Consider the following 18,530-nt stretch of genomic DNA (forward strand, 5'->3'; position numbering starts at 1 on the left):
TAAAGACCAGATGACTCAATTATAGAAAATATGTTTAAGAACTACCTAAAGATCACATGGCGAAACCTGATGAAAAACAAAGGTTTCACGGCTATCAATATTGCGGGTTTGGCTGTTGGCATGGCCAGCGCAGCACTTATCTTATTTTGGGTACAAAACGAGGTAAGCTATGATAGGTTTCACACCAAGGCAGACCGATTGTACAACATGTATAACCGCTCGCGTTTTGATGGCAAATTATGGTGTTGGAATACAACTCCAGAGCCAATGCGAAAATCTCTTAAACAGGATTACCCACAGGTAGATCAGGCAACACGGGTCACCGATGCTGGTTTTCTATTTACCGTTGGCGAAAAGCATTTAACGATGCAGGGCAACTTCGTGGATAACGATTTCCTGACGATGTTCAGTTTCCCGCTTATAAAAGGTGACGCTAAAGCGGCACTTAATGTGATGAAGAACATTGTATTGACCGAGTCTACAGCCAAACGACTTTTCGGTAATGACGATGCGATGGGCAAAACCATCAAGATTGACAGTGTTGATTATTTTACTGTAACAGGTGTTATGAAGGATCTGCCAAACAATACCCGTTTCAAGTTTGATTACCTTCTTCCATGGCAATACTATGATAAGATCAGCAACAAAGGTAGTGAGTCTGCCAATTGGGGAAATAACGACGTCAACACATATATAACTTTAAAACCGGGCGTTACGGAAGATTTCTTTAACTCACGTGTTAAAAATATTACCCGTTCGCATTCAGATATCAAAGACATTGACGTTTTTGTACATCCGGCAAAAAAATGGCGCCTTTACTCAAAGTTTGAAGAAGGCAAACAAGTGGGCGGTAAAATTGAAGTAATAACGCTTTTCAGTGTTATAGCCGCTTTTATATTACTGATAGCCTGTATCAACTTCATGAACCTAAGTACTGCCAGAAGCGAAAAGCGTGCTAAGGAAGTAGGCATACGCAAGGTGGTTGGCGCCGGTAAAAGCAGTTTGATAGCTCAATTTATGGGCGAATCAATACTCATCTCTTTAATTTCAGGAGCAATTGCGCTGTTGATAGTTCAACTTTCATTATCAGGCTTTAACAACCTTACACAGAAGCAGTTATTTATTCCGTACGGCAGCCCATCGTTCTGGTTGATCTTTACTGGATTCATTGTTTTCACCGGCTTATTAGCGGGTAGTTATCCTGCACTTTATCTATCCTCGTTTGCGCCGGTTAAGGTATTAAAGGGAACCTTTAAAGCTGCTAACGCAACTTTTTCACCACGAAAAATTTTGGTAGTTACACAATTCACTTTTGCTATAGTGCTTATCATCAGCACAATCATTGTTAAAGAACAGTTGGATTATGCGCAAAACCGCGAAACAGGCTATGCCAAAAATAAACTGGTGTATACCCTCATGACCGGGGAAATAAGTAAGAATTATAATCTTATCCGTAATGAGTTGGTTATCAGCGGTGCGGCGGCAGCTGTTACCAAAACCAGTGCACCAATAACCGAAGGTTGGAGCGATACCTGGGACTTTTCGTGGCCGGGCAAACATGAGGGCGATAAAATAGACTTTAACGTATTTAACACCGATGGTAATTTCACCAAAACCATGGGCCTTAAGATAATTGATGGCAGGGATATAGACATAACTAAATATCCGGGCGATTCAACCGCTATTATGCTGAACGAGGCCGCGGTTAAAGTGATGGGGCTTAAAAACCCAGTTGGGCAAATTGTGCTCAACGGTAACAAAACCAAACTTACCGTAGTAGGCGTTGTGAAAGATTTTGTTCTTCAATCGCCGTATGACCCGGTTAAACAAATGGTTATACAGGGGCCGTCAGCATGGTTTAACGTAATACACTTTAAATTAAACGATAACCTGAGCACCGCTCAAAGCCTCAAACTGGCCGAAGGCGTTTTCAAAAAATACAATCCCGAATATCCATTTGAGCCACACTTTGTAGATGAAGCTTACGGTAAGAAATTTCAGGATGAGCAACGGATAGGTACACTTGCATCTCTATTTGCAGGACTAACCGTATTTATCTCATGCCTTGGCCTGTTTGGTTTAGCTACTTACATGGCACAAAACCGCATTAAAGAGATCGGTGTACGCAAAGTTTTAGGCGCCTCAGTTATGCGGGTAACCACTATGCTATCAAAAGACTTCCTGAAACTTGTAGGTATTGCCTTCGCTATTTCTGTACCCATATCATGGTATCTCATGAGCCAATGGCTACAAAAATACTCCTACCGGGTTGAGATAAGCGTTTGGGTGTTTGTAGCAGCCGCACTGCTTACTACGCTTATTTCCATCTTAACAGTTAGCACACAAGCTGTAAAAGCAGCGCTTGCTAATCCGGTTAAGAGTTTACGTTCAGAATAATTAAGGGCTCCATTAACTCAAATAGGGTTTGGTGTTTAGTTTTCACTTCATTAGCATTTAAGTATCATGATATTAAACTATTTAAAAACAGCCTGGCGCAACATCTTATCCAATAAGTTTTATGCAGCCATTAATGTTACCGGTTTAACGGTTGGATTAGTAGTTGGTATTTTTATGCTGCTGTGGGTGCAGGACGAATTAAGCTTTGACCGCTTTAATTCTAAAGCTGATAACATTTATAAAGTAGGCATTGTAGGCGGTACCGGTTTAAGCAAGCAGATATTTAGTAATATCATTGCTCCGGTATCAACATTTGCCAAAAACGAACTGCCGGATGTTAAGGATGGCGTGCGTATTATGGCTGTAGGAGATGCACCGTTCAAGTACAAAGACAAAGTTTTTTACGAGGATAATTTTTGCTTTACTGATCCATCTTATTTTTCCGTTTTTGATTTTCCGTTGATAAAGGGAGATAAGCGCAATCCATTTCCTGATAATAACACCATTGTAATTACTGAAAGCACTGCCAAAAAATATTTCGGGACCGAAGACCCTATCGGCAAGACAGTGATTATCGGGCAAAATGAACCCGTATCCGTTACCGGCGTCATTGCTGATTATCCTAAGAATTCCAGTTTCCAATACCGTGTAATGCTGCCGTTATCGAGGTTTAACTACCTGGCTTATATCAAGAACAAAACCAGCTATGATGGGAAAACAACTGTACAATCAATGGATGCAGATTGGTCAAGTTTTTCTTTCCAAACTTATTTACTTACTAAACCAAATACCAAAGCCGCTAAGCTTGAAAAAGAGCTGCAGGCTATACACGAGCGACAAAAACCTGAAGATGCCCCTGTTCCATACCTTACACAGCCTCTGCCGCAAATGCACCTTTACCAGGCTGATGGTACGGATGGCGGCATGTCAACGGTTCGTATGTTTGCTATTGTTGCTGTTATGATATTGGTTATAGCTTGTATAAACTACGTTAATCTGTCAACCGCACGATCAATGCTTAGAGCGAAAGAAGTAAGCATCCGCAAGATCATTGGTGCGGGCAAGTTTCAATTGTTTATGCAGTTTATGGTAGAAACAGCGCTTTTATTCGCCCTAGCGGCTGCAGTAGCAATTGCATTAATGTTTATATTATTACCTTATTACAACCAGTTCTCCGGCAAGCAAATAGCGTTAAATATTACCAGTTTTAATGTTTGGGCTTGCGTGGTGATAACGCTTATCGGCACCTTAACGGCATCAAGTATTTACCCGGCTTTGTTACTTTCTTCGTTTGAACCATTAAAGGCTTTAAAAGGAAAGGTTACTGCTGGTATTGGTACCGCCGCGTTCCGCAGAATATTGGTGGTATTACAGTTCAGCGTATCGGTAGTGCTTATTGTAAGCACGCTGATCATTGGTAAGCAGCTAAAATATGTTTTTACAAAGGATTTAGGTTACGATAAAGAGAATATAATCACATTTAACATGCGCGATGATATGCACAAGCATGCTGATGCGGTGATGAATGAACTCAAGAAAGATCCGTCTGTTTTGGCTGCAACGGTATCCAGCCGCAATATGGTTGTTGGCGGTTCCTCAACCGGGAATAATGATTGGGACGGCAAACCGAAATCATCAAATCTGTGGTTCAATCAAATTCACGGTGATAAAAATCTTATCGATTTTTTTAAGATAAAGTTGATACAGGGAAGCAACTTTACAGGCGTGGTTGCAGATAGTTCGCATTTTATCATTAACGAAACGGCCGTGAAGGAAATGGGCCTTAGTGGTAATGTGATAGGAAAACGACTGAGGATACAAACCATAAATGGTACCATAATAGGGGTGGTTAAAGATTTCCACTTCCAAAACCTGCATAAAAAGATAGAGCCTGTGGTTTTCCAATATAACCCGGCAAACAGCTGGCGGGTTTACCTTAAAATAACCAATGCCAATGCCCAAAGAGCAATTGCGATTAGCACAGCAGTATGGAAGCAATATAACAATGATGTACCATTCAATTATGCTTTTTTGGATGATAGCTACCGCAGAATTTACAGCGATGATAGCAGGCAGGGACAACTCTTTAATATATTCTCTGCTATAGCTATCGTTATTTCCTGCCTGGGGCTATTCGGTTTGGCCACTTACTCGGCCCAGGTTAAAACGCGGGAGATAGGTATTAGAAAAGTTTTGGGCGCAAGTGTCGCCCGCATCATAACACTGTTAGCAAGGGAATTTATGATACTCATTGCCTTATCAACTGCCATTGGTTTACCTGTGGCGTGGTATGCCATGAACAAGTGGCTGCAGGATTTTGCTTACAAAACAAATATAGGCTGGGCGGTATTCGCGTTTGCTGCATTTGCCGCTGCCGCTGTAGCGCTTGCCACCATCAGTGTGCAATCAATAAAAGCTGCACTTGCAAACCCAGTAAAAAGCCTCAGAAGCGAATAATGATTTAAGGCTGCTTTGAAAGCAGCCCATTTTGCGAACTTTTATTTTTAAGAGATGCTTAAAAACTATTTCAAAACTGCTTGGAGAAGCTTTTGGAAACACCGCTCCACCGGCTTCATTAACATAGCTGGCTTGTCTGTTGGTATGGCTGCAGCTGTGCTCATCTTTATTTGGGTGCACAACGAATTCACTTTTGACGACGACCAGCCCGATGCGGAAAACGTTTACCGGATAACCAGCCACCTGGCCATAAGCAAAAACGAAACTTGGGTATGGGAAAGCGCACCATATCAATTAGGGTTAGAAGCTAAAAAAACGATGCCTGAGGTTGTTGCGGTAACAAGGGTGCTTCCATTTCATTGGGAGCCCATGTACCTTAGCATCAATAATGAGTTTTTTAAAGAGGAGAATGCTGCATATATAGACGAATCATGGTTTAATGTATTTAAAACCAACTTCGTAAGCGGCAATGCAATAGCATTTAATCAAAATCCATTCAGCATTATTCTTTCAGAAAGCAAGGCAAAAAAGTATTTCGCTAATCAGGATGCTGTAGGTAAAATCATCCGCATTGATTCTGCCAATTACCAGGTACAGGCAGTTGTCAAAGACGCACCTGCTAACTCCAGTTTTAAATTTGATTTGTTTATACCTATTGCAGCAAGGCAAGCTGATGCGCAAGAGAAAAAGAACGATATGAGTTGGGGCAATTTCTCATATATCACCTTCCTAAAATTTAAACCTGGAACTAACATAAAACAGGCTACAGAAAATTTAAAAAGCATCATCAAGCCACATCGTGATAAGAACGATAATTTGAATATCACCTTAAGAAATTTAAAGGCGATGCACTTTGAGAGTGATCTTCAAAATTCTGGATTGGTACATGCCGAAAAAAAGGTTGTTTACATATTTGTTATCCTGGGTGCATTGCTGCTGATCATAGCGTGTATCAATTATGTAAACCTAACAACTGCACGCGCCAGCCTTAGAGCCAAAGAGGTAAGTATTAAAAAGATAGTAGGAGCAGGCAGGGGACATCTGTTCAACCAGTTTGTTGCCGAGTCGGCAGTGATAAGTGTGTTGGCGCTTGTGCTTACGGTAATTATTGTAAGTGCTGCCTTACCATCTTTCAATAGCTTTACTAATCGCAATTTTTCGCTAACAACAGGTTCTGCGTATCTGTGGCTTATCATGATAGGCACCTTGCTTTTAACAATTATACTTAACAGCATTTATCCGGCAGTGCTGCTTTCGTCTTTTAAGCCGTTAAGTGCGTTTAGGGGCGGGAGCGTTATGAAAATAAAAGATACGTCGTTGAGGAAGGGTTTGGTGGTATTACAATTTACATTCTCTATATTTTTAATTATTGGCGTTATCACCATTTACAAACAACTGTCTTTTGTTCAGTCGCAAAATCCGGGTTATGATCGTTCGCAGATCATGTCGTTTAATCTTTCATGGAAGTTACTTAAGGGTATGAAAGATGATCAAAAAGCAGCTGTAAAATCAACCTTAAAACAAGCTATTCTGCAAGAACCATTCGTTAACGGCGTCTCACTGGTTGGCATGGAGTCGATACAATCAAATGGTAGTTTTTCCTCAGGCAGTGCCGATTGGGAAGGCCGTCCAAAAGATTTTAACCCAAGCATAACTTATTTTAATGTTGATGGTGATTACAACAAATTGGTGAACATTAATTTTACATCAGGGAGGTGGTTTTTCCCGGGCAGCGTAGATAAACGCAACGTAATAATCAATGAAACTGCAGCCAAGCAATTTAATTTACACAAACCTTATGTTGGCCAGCGTTTTATAGCACAGGGCGATACAGGTGTTGTTGTAGGCGTTGTTAAAGACTTTAATTTTCAATCTATGCACGCAAAGATAACTCCGGTGGTGTTTAAGTTAGACCAGCAATGGAGTTCAAACTACCTTGTTAAAGTTGCTCCGCATAAACAAGCGCAAGCTATTGCCAGAATGGAAAGTATCTGGAAGCAAAATTTCCCGGATCAACCATTCTCTTATCAATTCCTTGATCAGGAGTTTGATAAAATATACCGCGAGGATGCTAAAGCTTCTACATTGATGTCGGGTTTTGCTGTGGTTGCCATCATCATCTCATGCCTTGGGTTGTTTGGTTTAGCGGCATTTACGGCTGAACAAAGAGGCAAGGAGATTGGTATCCGCAAAGTATTAGGTGCTTCAATAGCTGGCCTTGTATCGTTGCTTTCCGTTGAGTTTGTGGTTTTAGTGCTGGTAGCGTTAGTGATTGCGGCGCCATTAGCTTACTGGTTAATGAACCTGTGGCTACAAAACTTTGCTTACCGTATATCAATGCAATGGTGGATATTTATGGCTGCCGGTTTTGTTGCAGTACTGATAGCGTTTGCAACAGTAGGCCTGCAAACAATTAAAGCAGCGATGGCCAACCCTGTGAAGAGTCTAAGATCGGAATAGATAAGTTGTGCATTGGAGCACGAGGTGATATTTACCCCATCTACGATATTAATCTCTTGTATCATAACCGAACACTTACTGTTGCAGATGCGTACGCTTAAAAAACTGTGAACTGCAATAAAATATTGATTTACAAATATTTATGGTATTGGCATTCATATTAGTGCTTATCTGTACATTATACAGTTATGATACACAATTACCTTAAAATAGCATGGAGGAGTCTTTTAAAACATAAGGCTTTCTCATTTATCAATATAATTGGTCTTGCGGTAGGTATAACGGCTTTTGGCCTTATTGCGCTGTATGTGACAGATGAGTGGAGTTATGACAGATATAACACCAAAGCTGATCGAATTTTCAGAGTGGCACAGCATGGGCAATGGCAAGGCGGTAAATTTGATATTGCCGTTACTTCACCCCCATATGCGCCTACGCTTAAATCAGAATTTCCGCAAGTTGTAGAGGCGTGCCGAATTGATGCAGAAGGAGGCAGCAAAATAGTTTACGGCAATAAATCTCTTGAAGAAGGAAGCATTCTATTTGCTGACAATAGCATCTTCAGTATCTTTTCTTATAACTTTTTATCCGGCGATGCTACTAAAGCGCTTAATAAACCTAATACGGTTGTTTTAACGGAATCACTGGCTAAGAACTTATTTGGCGATGCAGGATCAGCCACCGGTAAAATGCTTCAAATGGGTGATACCCCAACAGAGGTAACAGGTGTTATTGCAGATGTACCAGTAAATTCACACTTTGCCTTTAAAGCTTTACGCGCTTTCCCTGCCGGTTACTTTACAGGCTACAATAACAGTTGGGGCAACTCAAATCTATACACTTATCTGCTTTTAAAAAACCAGGCCGATGCAAAAGAGATTGAAGCGTCGGGTAATGCTTTCTTTAACAGGCATGTAAAAAGTGAGCTTGGGCCTATGAAGTTCACGTTAGAACTTCAGCCTTTGACTGACATCCACTTGCGCTCTAACCTAAGCTATGAACTGGGTGCGAATGGTAATATCACTTACGTGTATGCTTTTGGTATAACGGCAATTTTAATATTGGTTATCGCTATTATCAATTATGTTAATTTAACTACAGCGCGTTCATCCGTACGTGTAAGGGAAATTGCGGTACGAAAGGTGGTAGGCTCAGACAGGGGTCAATTAGTGACCATGTTTTTTACGGAATGTGTGCTATTGACTATAGTGGCTGCTGCTGTAGCTGCTTGTCTCATACAAATTATCCTGCCATACTTCAATCAATTGTCTGGTAAAACGCTAACCTTGTTTCAGTACGGTAAATATTATACCATAGCAATTTTTGGACTGTTTGCAGTAATTACCGGTTTGCTAAGCGGTATCTATCCTGCACTTTTTCTTTCCGGTTTCAAAACCATACCTGCAATGAAGGGCCAAATGGGTAACCAATTAGCAACTATTTTCTTCCGGAAGTCTCTTGTAGTATTCCAGTTTGTAGTCACAATTGTGCTGATTGTAGGGTCTTGCGTTATTTATCAGCAATTAAACTATTTCCAAAATAAAGATCTCGGTTTTAACAAAGCACAAACACTCACTTTTCACATTAACAATAGGGAGGTGAGGGGCCGTATAGATGCTTTAAAACAAGCTCTTTTGCAGAACCCCCATATCGAAGCTGTAGCCGTAGCCGGTAATCCCATAGGCAACAATAATATTGGCGGAGGTGATTTTAATCTCGGCCCTGACGGTAAACCAAATGCTGATTCTAAAATCGTACAGAATCTGCAAATAGATGAAGATTTTATCCCGGCGATGCAAATTCGCATGGCAGCGGGTCGTAATTTCTCAAAAAATATCACAAGTGATGTTAATGATGCTATCATAGTAAACGAAACACTTGTAAAAGAACTGGGATGGAAAAACCCAATAGGCAGGAAGGTCCGCACAGGTTTGGACGACAAGGGAAATGTACTTGTTCGCACAGTTGTAGGTGTTGTAAAGGATTTTAACACGTATTCGCTGCAACACAAAATTGCGCCAATAGTGATGGAAATGCCTGCAGAAGCAAAGGACAAGGACAATTTTTATGTACGAATCGCCAAGGGAGACGTAAAAGCTTCTTTAAATTATATTACCGCTACTTATTCGGGCTTTGATCTGGAGAACAAACCGGAATTTCATTTCCTCGATCAGAACTTTGCGGCACAATATCAAACAGAACAAAAGCAGGGAACCATCTTGCTGATCTTTACTATCCTTGCTATTAGCATAGCTTGTTTAGGTCTGTTTGGATTAGTGACTTTTACTGCAGGGCAGCGTGTAAAGGAAATTGGCATTCGCAAAGTTTTAGGCGCAAGTGTAACCAGCATAGTACGCATGCTGTCTACCGACCTCATACGTCTTGTCGGCATTGCAATCATCATTTCTGTTCCGATAGCATGGTTTGCCATGGACAGGTGGCTACAGAATTTTGCCTATAAAATTCAGATCCAATGGTGGGTATTTATACTTGCCGGATTAGGTGCAACGGTAGTGGCTTTAGTTACAGTAAGTGTTCAATCTATAAAGGCGGCTTTAGCTAATCCGGCTAAAACCCTTAAAGATGATTGAGTTATAGCACTGCCTCATAAAATTTAACATTATAGAGTTTAGAATTTAATAACAGAATTTCACCTGCATATCATGATCAAGAATTATTTGAAAATTGCGCTTCGTGGTCTTTGGAAAAACAAGGGTTTCACTTTTATCAACCTTTTTGGCCTTACCATAGGCTTGTGTAGTTGCCTGCTAATAGGCGTTTACATTATGCACGAGCTTAACTACGACAACACGCAAACAAAAGGCAACCGCATTGCACGTATGATAATGGAGTACAATTTTGGTAAAGGCGAAAGCAAAAAGGGAAATTATACCAGCGTTAAGGTTGCACCTACATTCAAACGCAATTTTCCGGAGATAGAAAGCGCAGTACGCATGTTAAAATCCTCTTTGGTTATCGGTTATAAAGACAAACTGCTTACAGAAAAATCGTTCATGTACGCCGATTCATCTTTTTTCAAGATCTTTTCTTTTGATCTCATAAAAGGGGATAAAAACACAGCATTGGATGCATCTCATAAAGTGTTACTTACCCAAAGTACGGCTAAACGATATTTTGGTGACGAGGATCCAATTGGTAAAGCACTAAAAGTAGGTAATGATAGTATACCTTACCAAATAAGTGGTGTAATGGCTGATTGTCCTTCAAACTCGCAGATCAAATTTGATTTCCTTGCTTCCTTTTCGTCATTAAATGTGGGTAAATGGGAGAACAGCTATTGGAACGCAAATTTTACTACCTACCTGCTGTTAAAGGACGAACGTTCGATAGCTACCCTTCAAGCCAAAATAAAACCATTTATGGCTAAGGAAATGACAGGAGAGGGTGCCAGTGTAAGCTTCGATTTAGAACCGTTTAAGAGTATTCACCTACATTCGCCTTATGATGGGTTTGAGCCCAATAACAACATCAAATACATTTATGTATTGGAGGCTATAGCCCTGCTGATATTGGTTATCGGTTGTTTTACTTACGTTAATCTCAACACCGCGCGCTCGATGGAACGGGCAAAAGAAGTGGGTGTCCGTAAGGTGATCGGAGCCGACAAAAGTCAGTTGTTCTGGCAATTTATTGGAGAATCGGTTATCGTTTGCGTGATTGCGGCTATCATTAGCTTTATTGCGGCTATTTTACTTTTACCGGCATTTAATAACTTAACCGACAGGCAACTACCGGTAGAAGCATTTTTCACTACGCCATTTGTAGTTGCGACCATTACAGTGGTATTGGCAGTAAGCTTTTTCGCGGGATTGTATCCTGCATTGGTTCTTACCAATTTCCAGCCGGTTAAAGTGCTAAAGGGCGCTTTCAAAAATACTGCATCAGGGCAGTTTACCAGAAAAGCACTTATTGTTTTCCAGTTTTCTGTATCGGTTATCCTTATCGCATCAACTGTTATCATCCAGAAGCAACTGGCTTACATTCGAAACAAAAATTTAGGTTACGAGCGCGAAAGGGTAATAATACTTCCTTTCGAGTACAGGATGAATAGCCAACTAAATGTAATGCGGAACGAATTTAAGGCAGATAAAAACATTTTAAATGTATCGCGCTGCGTAGACGCCCCCGTGAAGATTGATGGCGGATACAACATGCGTAATGACCAGATGCCGGAGAGCCAGCAGATAGCGGTTACTGCAAACCCTATTGACCAGGAATATATAAAGACCACCGGTTTGCATATAATTGCAGGTACCGATCTAACGGAGCAGGATGTAAAAGATGCCTCTAACGAAAATAGTAAGAAAAATACCTTCCATTTCATTTTAAACGAGGCAGCTGCGAGGGAACTGGGATGGACGCCCCAGCAAGCAATTGGCAAGAGAATGTTTCTTGATTCACAGCGCCCGGGCTATGTTAAAGCCGTGGTAAAAGATTTCAACTTCGAGTCGTTGCACAATAACATAAAACCGCTTGTATTATTCCCGGAAGATTGGGGTAGCCACTTACTCATCAAGATCAGCGGCCAAAACATCCCGCAAACCATAGCCAATCTTGAAAGTAAATGGAAAGCGCTTGTTCCATATCGCCCTTTCGAGTACAGATTTATGGATGATGATTTTAACAATCTTTACAAATCTGAATTACGCCTGGGTAATGCACTTAACATTTTTGCAGCGATCGCAATCGCTTTAGCATGTATGGGTTTATTAGGTTTATCTGCTTATATGGCAAAACAGCGTATCAAAGAAATTGGCATCCGTAAAGTTTTGGGCGCAAGTATCACTGATATTACCACTACGCTGTCAGCATCTTTCATTAAGTTGGTTTTAATTTCAATAGCTATATCGTTACCTGTCGCCTGGTATGCTACAGGGTTATGGCTGCAAGGATTTGCATATAGGGCAAACGTAAGTGCTTTAACCTTTATCGTAGCAGGTGGGTCAGTGGTGATAATTGCCATTATCACCGTAAGCTTCCAGTCTATTAAAGCAGCTCTGGCCAACCCGGTAAAAAGCTTAAAAAACGAATAATAAAATTTTATGATCTGCGTGCAACTAATTTTAGGCTGATGCAGTCTTATACAAGAAACTTAAACACATTATGAAAAAGAATTTACTATTCCTGCTATTGGCTTCAGGTGTCATTTCAGCATCCGCTCAAAGCTATAAAACTCCGTATTACACCCGCTCGTTGGCTAATGATGGCATTAAGAATGTTATCGTGAATACCAGCGGAGGCAGTATAATGGTTACCGGCGCAGGCCAGCAACAACCTCACATTGATGTATTTGTTGTTGGCAACAACAATCAAGATCTTTCTAAAGAAGAGATCAAAAAACGCCTTGAAGAAGATTACGTCCTTGATATAGATATCCAGAACGGGCAACTTAAAGCCATCGCCAAAAATCGTAAGAATAATATCAACTGGAGAAGGTCGTTAAGCATAGGCTTTAAAGTTTATGTTAACGCACAAACATCTACTAACTTAAACACCAGCGGCGGTACCATCAGTATCGAGAACCTGAATGGTACCCAAAACTTTGAGACCAGCGGTGGCAGCCTTAGCATTACCAATGTTACAGGCAACATCAAAGGCGAAACCAGCGGCGGTAGCATCTCTGTTAGTAACAGCCGTAACAATATCGATTTAGAAACCAGTGGTGGTGGCATTACAGCTAACAACTGCAGCGGCAGGATAAAACTTGAAACCAGCGGTGGCTCCCTTGATCTTGCCAACCTTAAAGGAAACGTTAATGCCGAAACCAGTGGTGGCAGCATCAGAGGCAATAATGTAGATGGTGAATTGATCACCAGCACATCAGGCGGCAGCATTAATTTAAATGCGATTTCAGGTAGTGTAAATGCATCAACCAGCGGCGGTAGCGTACATGTACAAATGGTAAAACTTGGCAGGTATGTAAAGCTGGAAACCAGCGCAGGCCATATAGACCTGAACGTTCCACGCCAGGCAGCAATGAACGTTAGCCTGCATGGCGACCGCGTAAACCTTGATGTAGCGGGCAATTTCCAGGGAAGTAAAGATAAAGAGGACGTTGTAGGTAAAGTTAATGGCGGCGGCACAACTGTAGAAGTTCACGGTGATGGTGGTGTAACCGTTTCATCAAAATAATAAACAACGTAATCGTATTTATAAATCACAAGCACAATGTTCAAGAATTACTTTAAAACAGCATGGCGCAACATTGCCAAACGCAAAGGTTTCTCTATGTTAAATGTTGGTGGCCTTGCTTTGGGTATGGCAAGTTGCTTGCTGTTGCTGCTGTACGTAAGCTATCATTTAAATTACGATAAACAGTTTAAAGAGCTTGATAAGATTTTCCTTGTGCAAAACAACCAGGCTGGTGATGGTAAAATATACACCTTTTCCGCTTCTCCAAGGCAGGCAGCTGAAACCATAAAAAGTGAAGTGCCAGGTGTTTTACAGGCTGTAAGAACCGTAGATTATAGCGGTGAAAGCTTGCTTACCTATAAAGACAAGAGCCTTAAAAAGAAGGGGTTATTTGCTGACGATGGCTTCTTTGATATCTTCTCTTATGATTTTATAAAAGGCAATGCCAGGACAGCGCTTAAAACTCCCAATTCGGTAGTGCTTACCGAATCAGTTGCAAAGGCTTTGTTTGGTGATGAAGATCCTCTAAACAAAATGATAAAGCGCAATAACGCCACTGCTATGCAGGTTACCGGCGTTATTAAGGATGTGCCATCAAATTCAACTTTTAAGTTTGATGTTGTGTTGCCCTGGGTGCTGTTTGATGAAGCCAACGATTGGGCAAAAAATAGCGGATGGGGCAGTAACTATGCAAGAACGGTTGTTAAATTAAAAGATCCTGCAGGTTTAAACGCAGCCAACGGAATTATGAAGCACATGGTAGAGCGGCATAATGATGGCAACAAAAACCAGTTATTTTTATATCCGTTTGCTAAACTTCACTTGTATTCTGAGTTTGTTGATGGTAAAGCTGTAGGCGGTATGATAAGCCAGATCCGTTTGTTTATTACCTTGGCAATCTGCATTCTTTTGGTAGCTTGTGTTAACTTCATGAACCTGAGTACAGCCCGGTCTGAAGAGCGCGCCAAAGAAGTGGGCATTCGTAAAGCTATAGGCTCGGGCAGGGGATCGCTGATCAGCCAGTTCATCATGGAGTCGGTTATCTTATCGCTTATATCGGTTTGTATCGCGATAGTACTGGTAGTGATTTCATTACCGTATTTTAATACGCTGTTGGGAATTAAATTACAATTACCATACGCTGATCCGAAAGCATGGGCCGCATTGTTAGGTATAGGCGTGCTTACAGGTTTATTGGCCGGAAGTTACCCCGCTTTCTACCTTTCTGGTTTCGAGCCTATAAAGGTTTTAAAGGGGATGTTCAAAGGTGGTACCTCGGCCTTGTCACTTCGTAAAGTGCTTGTTGTTGTACAATTTGGTTTTGCAGTATTCCTTATTATCGCTACTATTTGTATTTACAGGCAGATAAAATATGTACAAGATAAACCGATAGGCTTTGATAAAAACAGTCTGGTAGAAATACCGATAGAGGGTGATCTGCAACAAAAAACAGATATCCTTATCAATCAGTTAAAAACATCAGGCAATATTGTTAACGGCACTGTTTTTACCTCAAGCATTACCTCATCCGGCAATAATACCTGGGGCATAAGTTGGCCGGGTAAGCGCGACGACGAAACCGTTTTGTTTGACGTATTTAGGGTGGGTGATAACTTTACTCAAACTACCGGTGTTAAATTATTGAAGGGCCGACAGTTCTCAAGTAGCAATCCTTTAGATACTGCAGGCAAAACCGCCATGATAAACGAGTCGGCTGCAAAGGTGATGAAACTGAAGGAACCCATCGGCAGCATTATCAAATATGGGGATGCAGAAATGACGGTAGTAGGCGTTTACCAAGACTTTGTTTGGGGTTCGCCTTACGAGCAAACAAGGCCAATGTTTACCCACTATGCTAATAACTATCGTACCGTTATTGCTTTACGATTATCGCCGGAGCGTACAATAACAGCTAACGTTGAAGCCATCAATAAAGCGTTAAAAACACTTAACCCGGCATACCCGCCGGTTGTAAATTTTGTAGACAGTGATTTTGCACTGAAGTTTGCAAACGAAAAGCTTTTGGCAACTTTGGCCAATATATTTGGGGGACTTGCCATTGTAATATCTTGCCTTGGTTTATTCGGCCTTGCGGCTTACGCTGCAGAACAACGCATTAAAGAAATTGGTGTTCGGAAGGTATTAGGCGCCAGTGTTGCTAACCTTGCCGGTCTGCTATCAAAAGACTTTTTAAAATTGGTAGCGGTAGCCATTCTGGTAGCCGTGCCGTTATCGTTTTGGGCCATGAATAAGTGGCTGGAGAACTACCAGAACCGCATTAACCTTAGCTGGTGGATGTTTGTATTGGCGGCCGTTATTACCATTTTTATAGCAGTGCTGACGGTAAGCTATCAAGCTGTAAAAGCCGCATTGGCCAACCCGGTTAAAAGTTTAAGAAGCGAATAAAATAGCAAGAACTTAAATTACTAAAGGGTCGGGTTAATAGCCTGACCCTTATTTATTTATGCACCTTATTTCGAATAAAAAACAAACTGTATCAAAACCGAACAATCACTGTACCATACCGAACAGCTAATAATATATTTTTAATTATAAATAACTGATTTTTAATGATTTATTTATTTGGTATTGTTTTTCAATATTGATAATCATGATCAAAAACTACCTAACCATTGCATGGAGAAATCTTACAAAAAACAGGATTTTCTCTTTTATTAACACCTTTGGTTTGGCCATTGGCCTGGCTTGCTGCATGCTCATAAGCGGTTACCTGTACCAGGAGCTTACTTACGATAGGTATCCGGCCAAGTCAGATCAGCTTTACCGGGTAAACCTCACCACTCTCGGCAATGGAGGTTCTGATGTTTATCCGTTTGTTGATAATGCCGTTGGTGAAGGCATGAAAAACGCCCTTCCCGAGATCGAGGCTTATTCAAGGTTATCAATCAACCAACCTGCATTTGTAGAAAACGGCAGTAAGAAGTTTAAAGAAACTAACATAGCCCGCGCAGATGCCAACTTTCTGCAGCTCTTCTCAATTCCGTTAATTGATGGCGACCCTATTACATGTTTAAAAGATCCATCGTCAATGGTGCTAACCAGGGATATGGCGAAAAAATACTTTGGTACTACCGATGTGGTAGGAAAGAGTTTGATAGTTGCTACATATCCGTTTAAAATAACCGGGGTTATTGATAAGGTGCCTGATAATTCTCACTTCCATGCAGATGCATTTTTAAGTATGGTTACGTTTACTGAAGGCCAACGCCAAAGCTGGAGCAACCTCGGTTTTTACACATACCTGCAACTGCGTAAGGGCGCTGACCCAAAAAAATTGGAGAAACAATTTCCGCAATTGGTTGCCAAATATGTAGTGCCCGAAATTCAGCATGACATGGGCGTAAGCGTTGCCGAAGCGCAGAAATCAGTAAATACGTTTTTGTTTAGCCTGCAGCCTATTACCGATATTCACCTGCACTCCCACACCAAATACGAAAAAGAAGCCAACGGCGATATCAATTATATATACATCTTTGGAGCGCTGGCGGCATTCATTCTTGTGCTTGCGTGCATCAACTTTACCAACCTTTCAACTGCAGCATCAGCAAAACGGTCTAAAGAAGTAGGTATCCGTAAAGTTCTGGGTTCGCTTAAGAGTAGTCTGATATCACAGTTTTTAACAGAATCGGTACTACTTACAACTTTGGCAACAGTTTTTGCTTTAGCATTGGTTTACTTACTGTTGCCATACTTCAATCAATTATCAGGCAAACAGATCACTATTGGGTTTTACTTAAATCCGGTTGTGCTGTTGATAGAATTTGCAGTGGCTTTAATAGTAGGGATACTTGCAGGAATTTACCCGGCGTTCTTTATCTCATCCTTCAAAATATTAAGCGTTTTAAAGGGCAATGGCATCGGCGATGTCACAGCCAGCCGCAGCCTTTTGCGCAGCGGGCTCATCGTTTTTCAGTTTGCAATATCTACCGCTTTTATCATCGCAACTTTTGTGGTGTACCAGCAATTACATTATATGCAAAACAAAAAACTTGGATATGATAAAGACCAGGTTATTGTTTTAAACGACACCTACACCCTGCAAAATAATCTTGAACCATTCAGGAATAAGCTACTGCAGGATAATCGCGTGGTTAATGCCACTATATCAAGCGATGTGCCTGTAAGCATATCAGACGGTACACAGATATATCTCAAATCTGCAACCAGCGACGGCTCACACAGCGACATCCACGCCAATATTTATCACATTGATGAAACCTACCTGCCAACAATGGAAATGAAAATGGCTGCAGGGAGAAACTTTTTACCTGCTTACCCGGCAGATTCCGCATCGGTTATTGTTAACGAAACGGCTGTTAAAGATCTGGGCATCACAGGTAATCCTTTAGGCCGCACCATTGTACGTTCAGGCCGGCATGCATTTAATATTGTTGGTGTTGTAAAGGATTTCAATTACTCATCGGCCAAAGAAAAAATTGCACCGCTGATGATGCTTTATGGTCACAGCACCGGTGCTATGATGGTGAGGGTAAAAACTGCCGATGTACAAGGCCTTATAACCGGCATGAAACAGCAATGGGACAGCTTTAATCCGGCCAGCCCGTTCAGCTATAACTTCTTAGACGATCAGTTTGCCCATTTGTATGTAGCAGAAACCCGTACCGGAAAGATCTTTACATCGTTCGCCATACTTGCCGTTATCATAGCGAGCCTGGGTTTATTCGGATTGTCGGCATTCTCCATCCGCCAGCGAGTTAGAGAGATTGGCGTACGTAAGGTATTGGGGGCATCGTCCGGCAGTATCACTGGTATGTTATCAGCACAATTTTTGAAATTAGTAGCGCTGGCTATAGTTATAGCCATACCATTAACCTGGCTGGCAATGCACCAATGGCTGCAGGAATTTGCTTACCGTATCGATATACAATGGTGGGTTTTTGCTGCTGCAGGTGCTATGGCTTTGGGTGTAGCCTTTATCACAGTAAGTTTCCAAACTATAAAAGCAGCACTGGCTAACCCTGTCAAAAGTTTGCGTTCTGAATAAGGATCGAAACATAATTTCAATAATTTAACAGTTACTA

Annotated in this window: 8 protein-coding genes; all 8 read left to right on the plus strand. The window is 41.3% G+C overall.

Annotated elements, in window-relative coordinates; translation table 11 throughout:
- Nucleotides 1–30 precede the first annotated feature (30 nt).
- The 8 genes from FPZ42_RS10505 to FPZ42_RS10540 all read left to right on the plus strand — a co-directional run bounded on the left by FPZ42_RS10505 (nucleotide 31) and on the right by FPZ42_RS10540 (nucleotide 18,493).
- Nucleotides 31–2,397, plus strand: coding sequence for an ABC transporter permease (locus FPZ42_RS10505; protein WP_146271110.1), 2,367 nt, complete (start codon nucleotides 31–33; stop codon nucleotides 2,395–2,397).
- Nucleotides 2,398–2,463: 66 nt separating this feature from the next.
- Nucleotides 2,464–4,854, plus strand: coding sequence for an ABC transporter permease (locus FPZ42_RS10510; protein ID WP_146271112.1), 2,391 nt, complete (start codon nucleotides 2,464–2,466; stop codon nucleotides 4,852–4,854).
- Between the two features lie 54 nt (nucleotides 4,855–4,908).
- Nucleotides 4,909–7,314, plus strand: coding sequence for an ABC transporter permease (locus FPZ42_RS10515; RefSeq protein WP_146271114.1), 2,406 nt, complete (start codon nucleotides 4,909–4,911; stop codon nucleotides 7,312–7,314).
- 188 nt (nucleotides 7,315–7,502) lie between these two features.
- Nucleotides 7,503–9,905: an ABC transporter permease gene (locus tag FPZ42_RS10520; RefSeq protein WP_146271116.1), complete on the plus strand. Its 2,403-nt coding sequence runs from the start codon at nucleotides 7,503–7,505 to the stop codon at nucleotides 9,903–9,905.
- 72 nt (nucleotides 9,906–9,977) lie between these two features.
- Nucleotides 9,978–12,368 carry an ABC transporter permease gene (locus FPZ42_RS10525; protein ID WP_146271118.1) on the plus strand — a complete coding sequence of 797 codons (2,391 nt, stop codon included), beginning with the start codon at nucleotides 9,978–9,980 and terminating at the stop codon, nucleotides 12,366–12,368.
- A gap of 70 nt (nucleotides 12,369–12,438) precedes the next feature.
- Nucleotides 12,439–13,467 (plus strand): DUF4097 family beta strand repeat-containing protein, encoded by a 1,029-nt coding sequence (locus FPZ42_RS10530; RefSeq protein ID WP_146271120.1) that lies wholly within the window; start codon nucleotides 12,439–12,441, stop codon nucleotides 13,465–13,467.
- Nucleotides 13,468–13,503: 36 nt separating this feature from the next.
- Nucleotides 13,504–15,873 carry an ABC transporter permease gene (locus FPZ42_RS10535; RefSeq protein ID WP_146271121.1) on the plus strand — a complete coding sequence of 790 codons (2,370 nt, stop codon included), beginning with the start codon at nucleotides 13,504–13,506 and terminating at the stop codon, nucleotides 15,871–15,873.
- A 205-nt stretch (nucleotides 15,874–16,078) separates the two neighbouring features.
- Complete coding sequence (locus FPZ42_RS10540) at nucleotides 16,079–18,493, plus strand: ABC transporter permease (protein ID WP_146271123.1); 2,415 nt, start codon at nucleotides 16,079–16,081, stop codon at nucleotides 18,491–18,493.
- The last annotated feature ends 37 nt before the right edge of the window (nucleotides 18,494–18,530 follow it).

It is taken from the genome of Mucilaginibacter achroorhodeus (assembly GCF_007846095.1).
GTDB classification, from domain to species: domain Bacteria; phylum Bacteroidota; class Bacteroidia; order Sphingobacteriales; family Sphingobacteriaceae; genus Mucilaginibacter; species Mucilaginibacter achroorhodeus.

Bases quoted from the DNA above. Each gene is read 5' to 3' on its own strand.
- FPZ42_RS10520 (WP_146271116.1), top strand. From the start codon at position 7,503: ATGATACACAATTACCTTAAAATAGCATGGAGGAGTCTTTTAAAACAT.
- FPZ42_RS10540 (WP_146271123.1), top strand. From the start codon at position 16,079: ATGATCAAAAACTACCTAACCATTGCATGGAGAAATCTTACAAAAAAC.
- FPZ42_RS10510 (WP_146271112.1), top strand. From the start codon at position 2,464: ATGATATTAAACTATTTAAAAACAGCCTGGCGCAACATCTTATCCAAT.
- FPZ42_RS10530 (WP_146271120.1), top strand. From the start codon at position 12,439: ATGAAAAAGAATTTACTATTCCTGCTATTGGCTTCAGGTGTCATTTCA.
- FPZ42_RS10515 (WP_146271114.1), top strand. From the start codon at position 4,909: ATGCTTAAAAACTATTTCAAAACTGCTTGGAGAAGCTTTTGGAAACAC.
- FPZ42_RS10505 (WP_146271110.1), top strand. From the start codon at position 31: ATGTTTAAGAACTACCTAAAGATCACATGGCGAAACCTGATGAAAAAC.
- FPZ42_RS10525 (WP_146271118.1), top strand. From the start codon at position 9,978: ATGATCAAGAATTATTTGAAAATTGCGCTTCGTGGTCTTTGGAAAAAC.
- FPZ42_RS10535 (WP_146271121.1), top strand. From the start codon at position 13,504: ATGTTCAAGAATTACTTTAAAACAGCATGGCGCAACATTGCCAAACGC.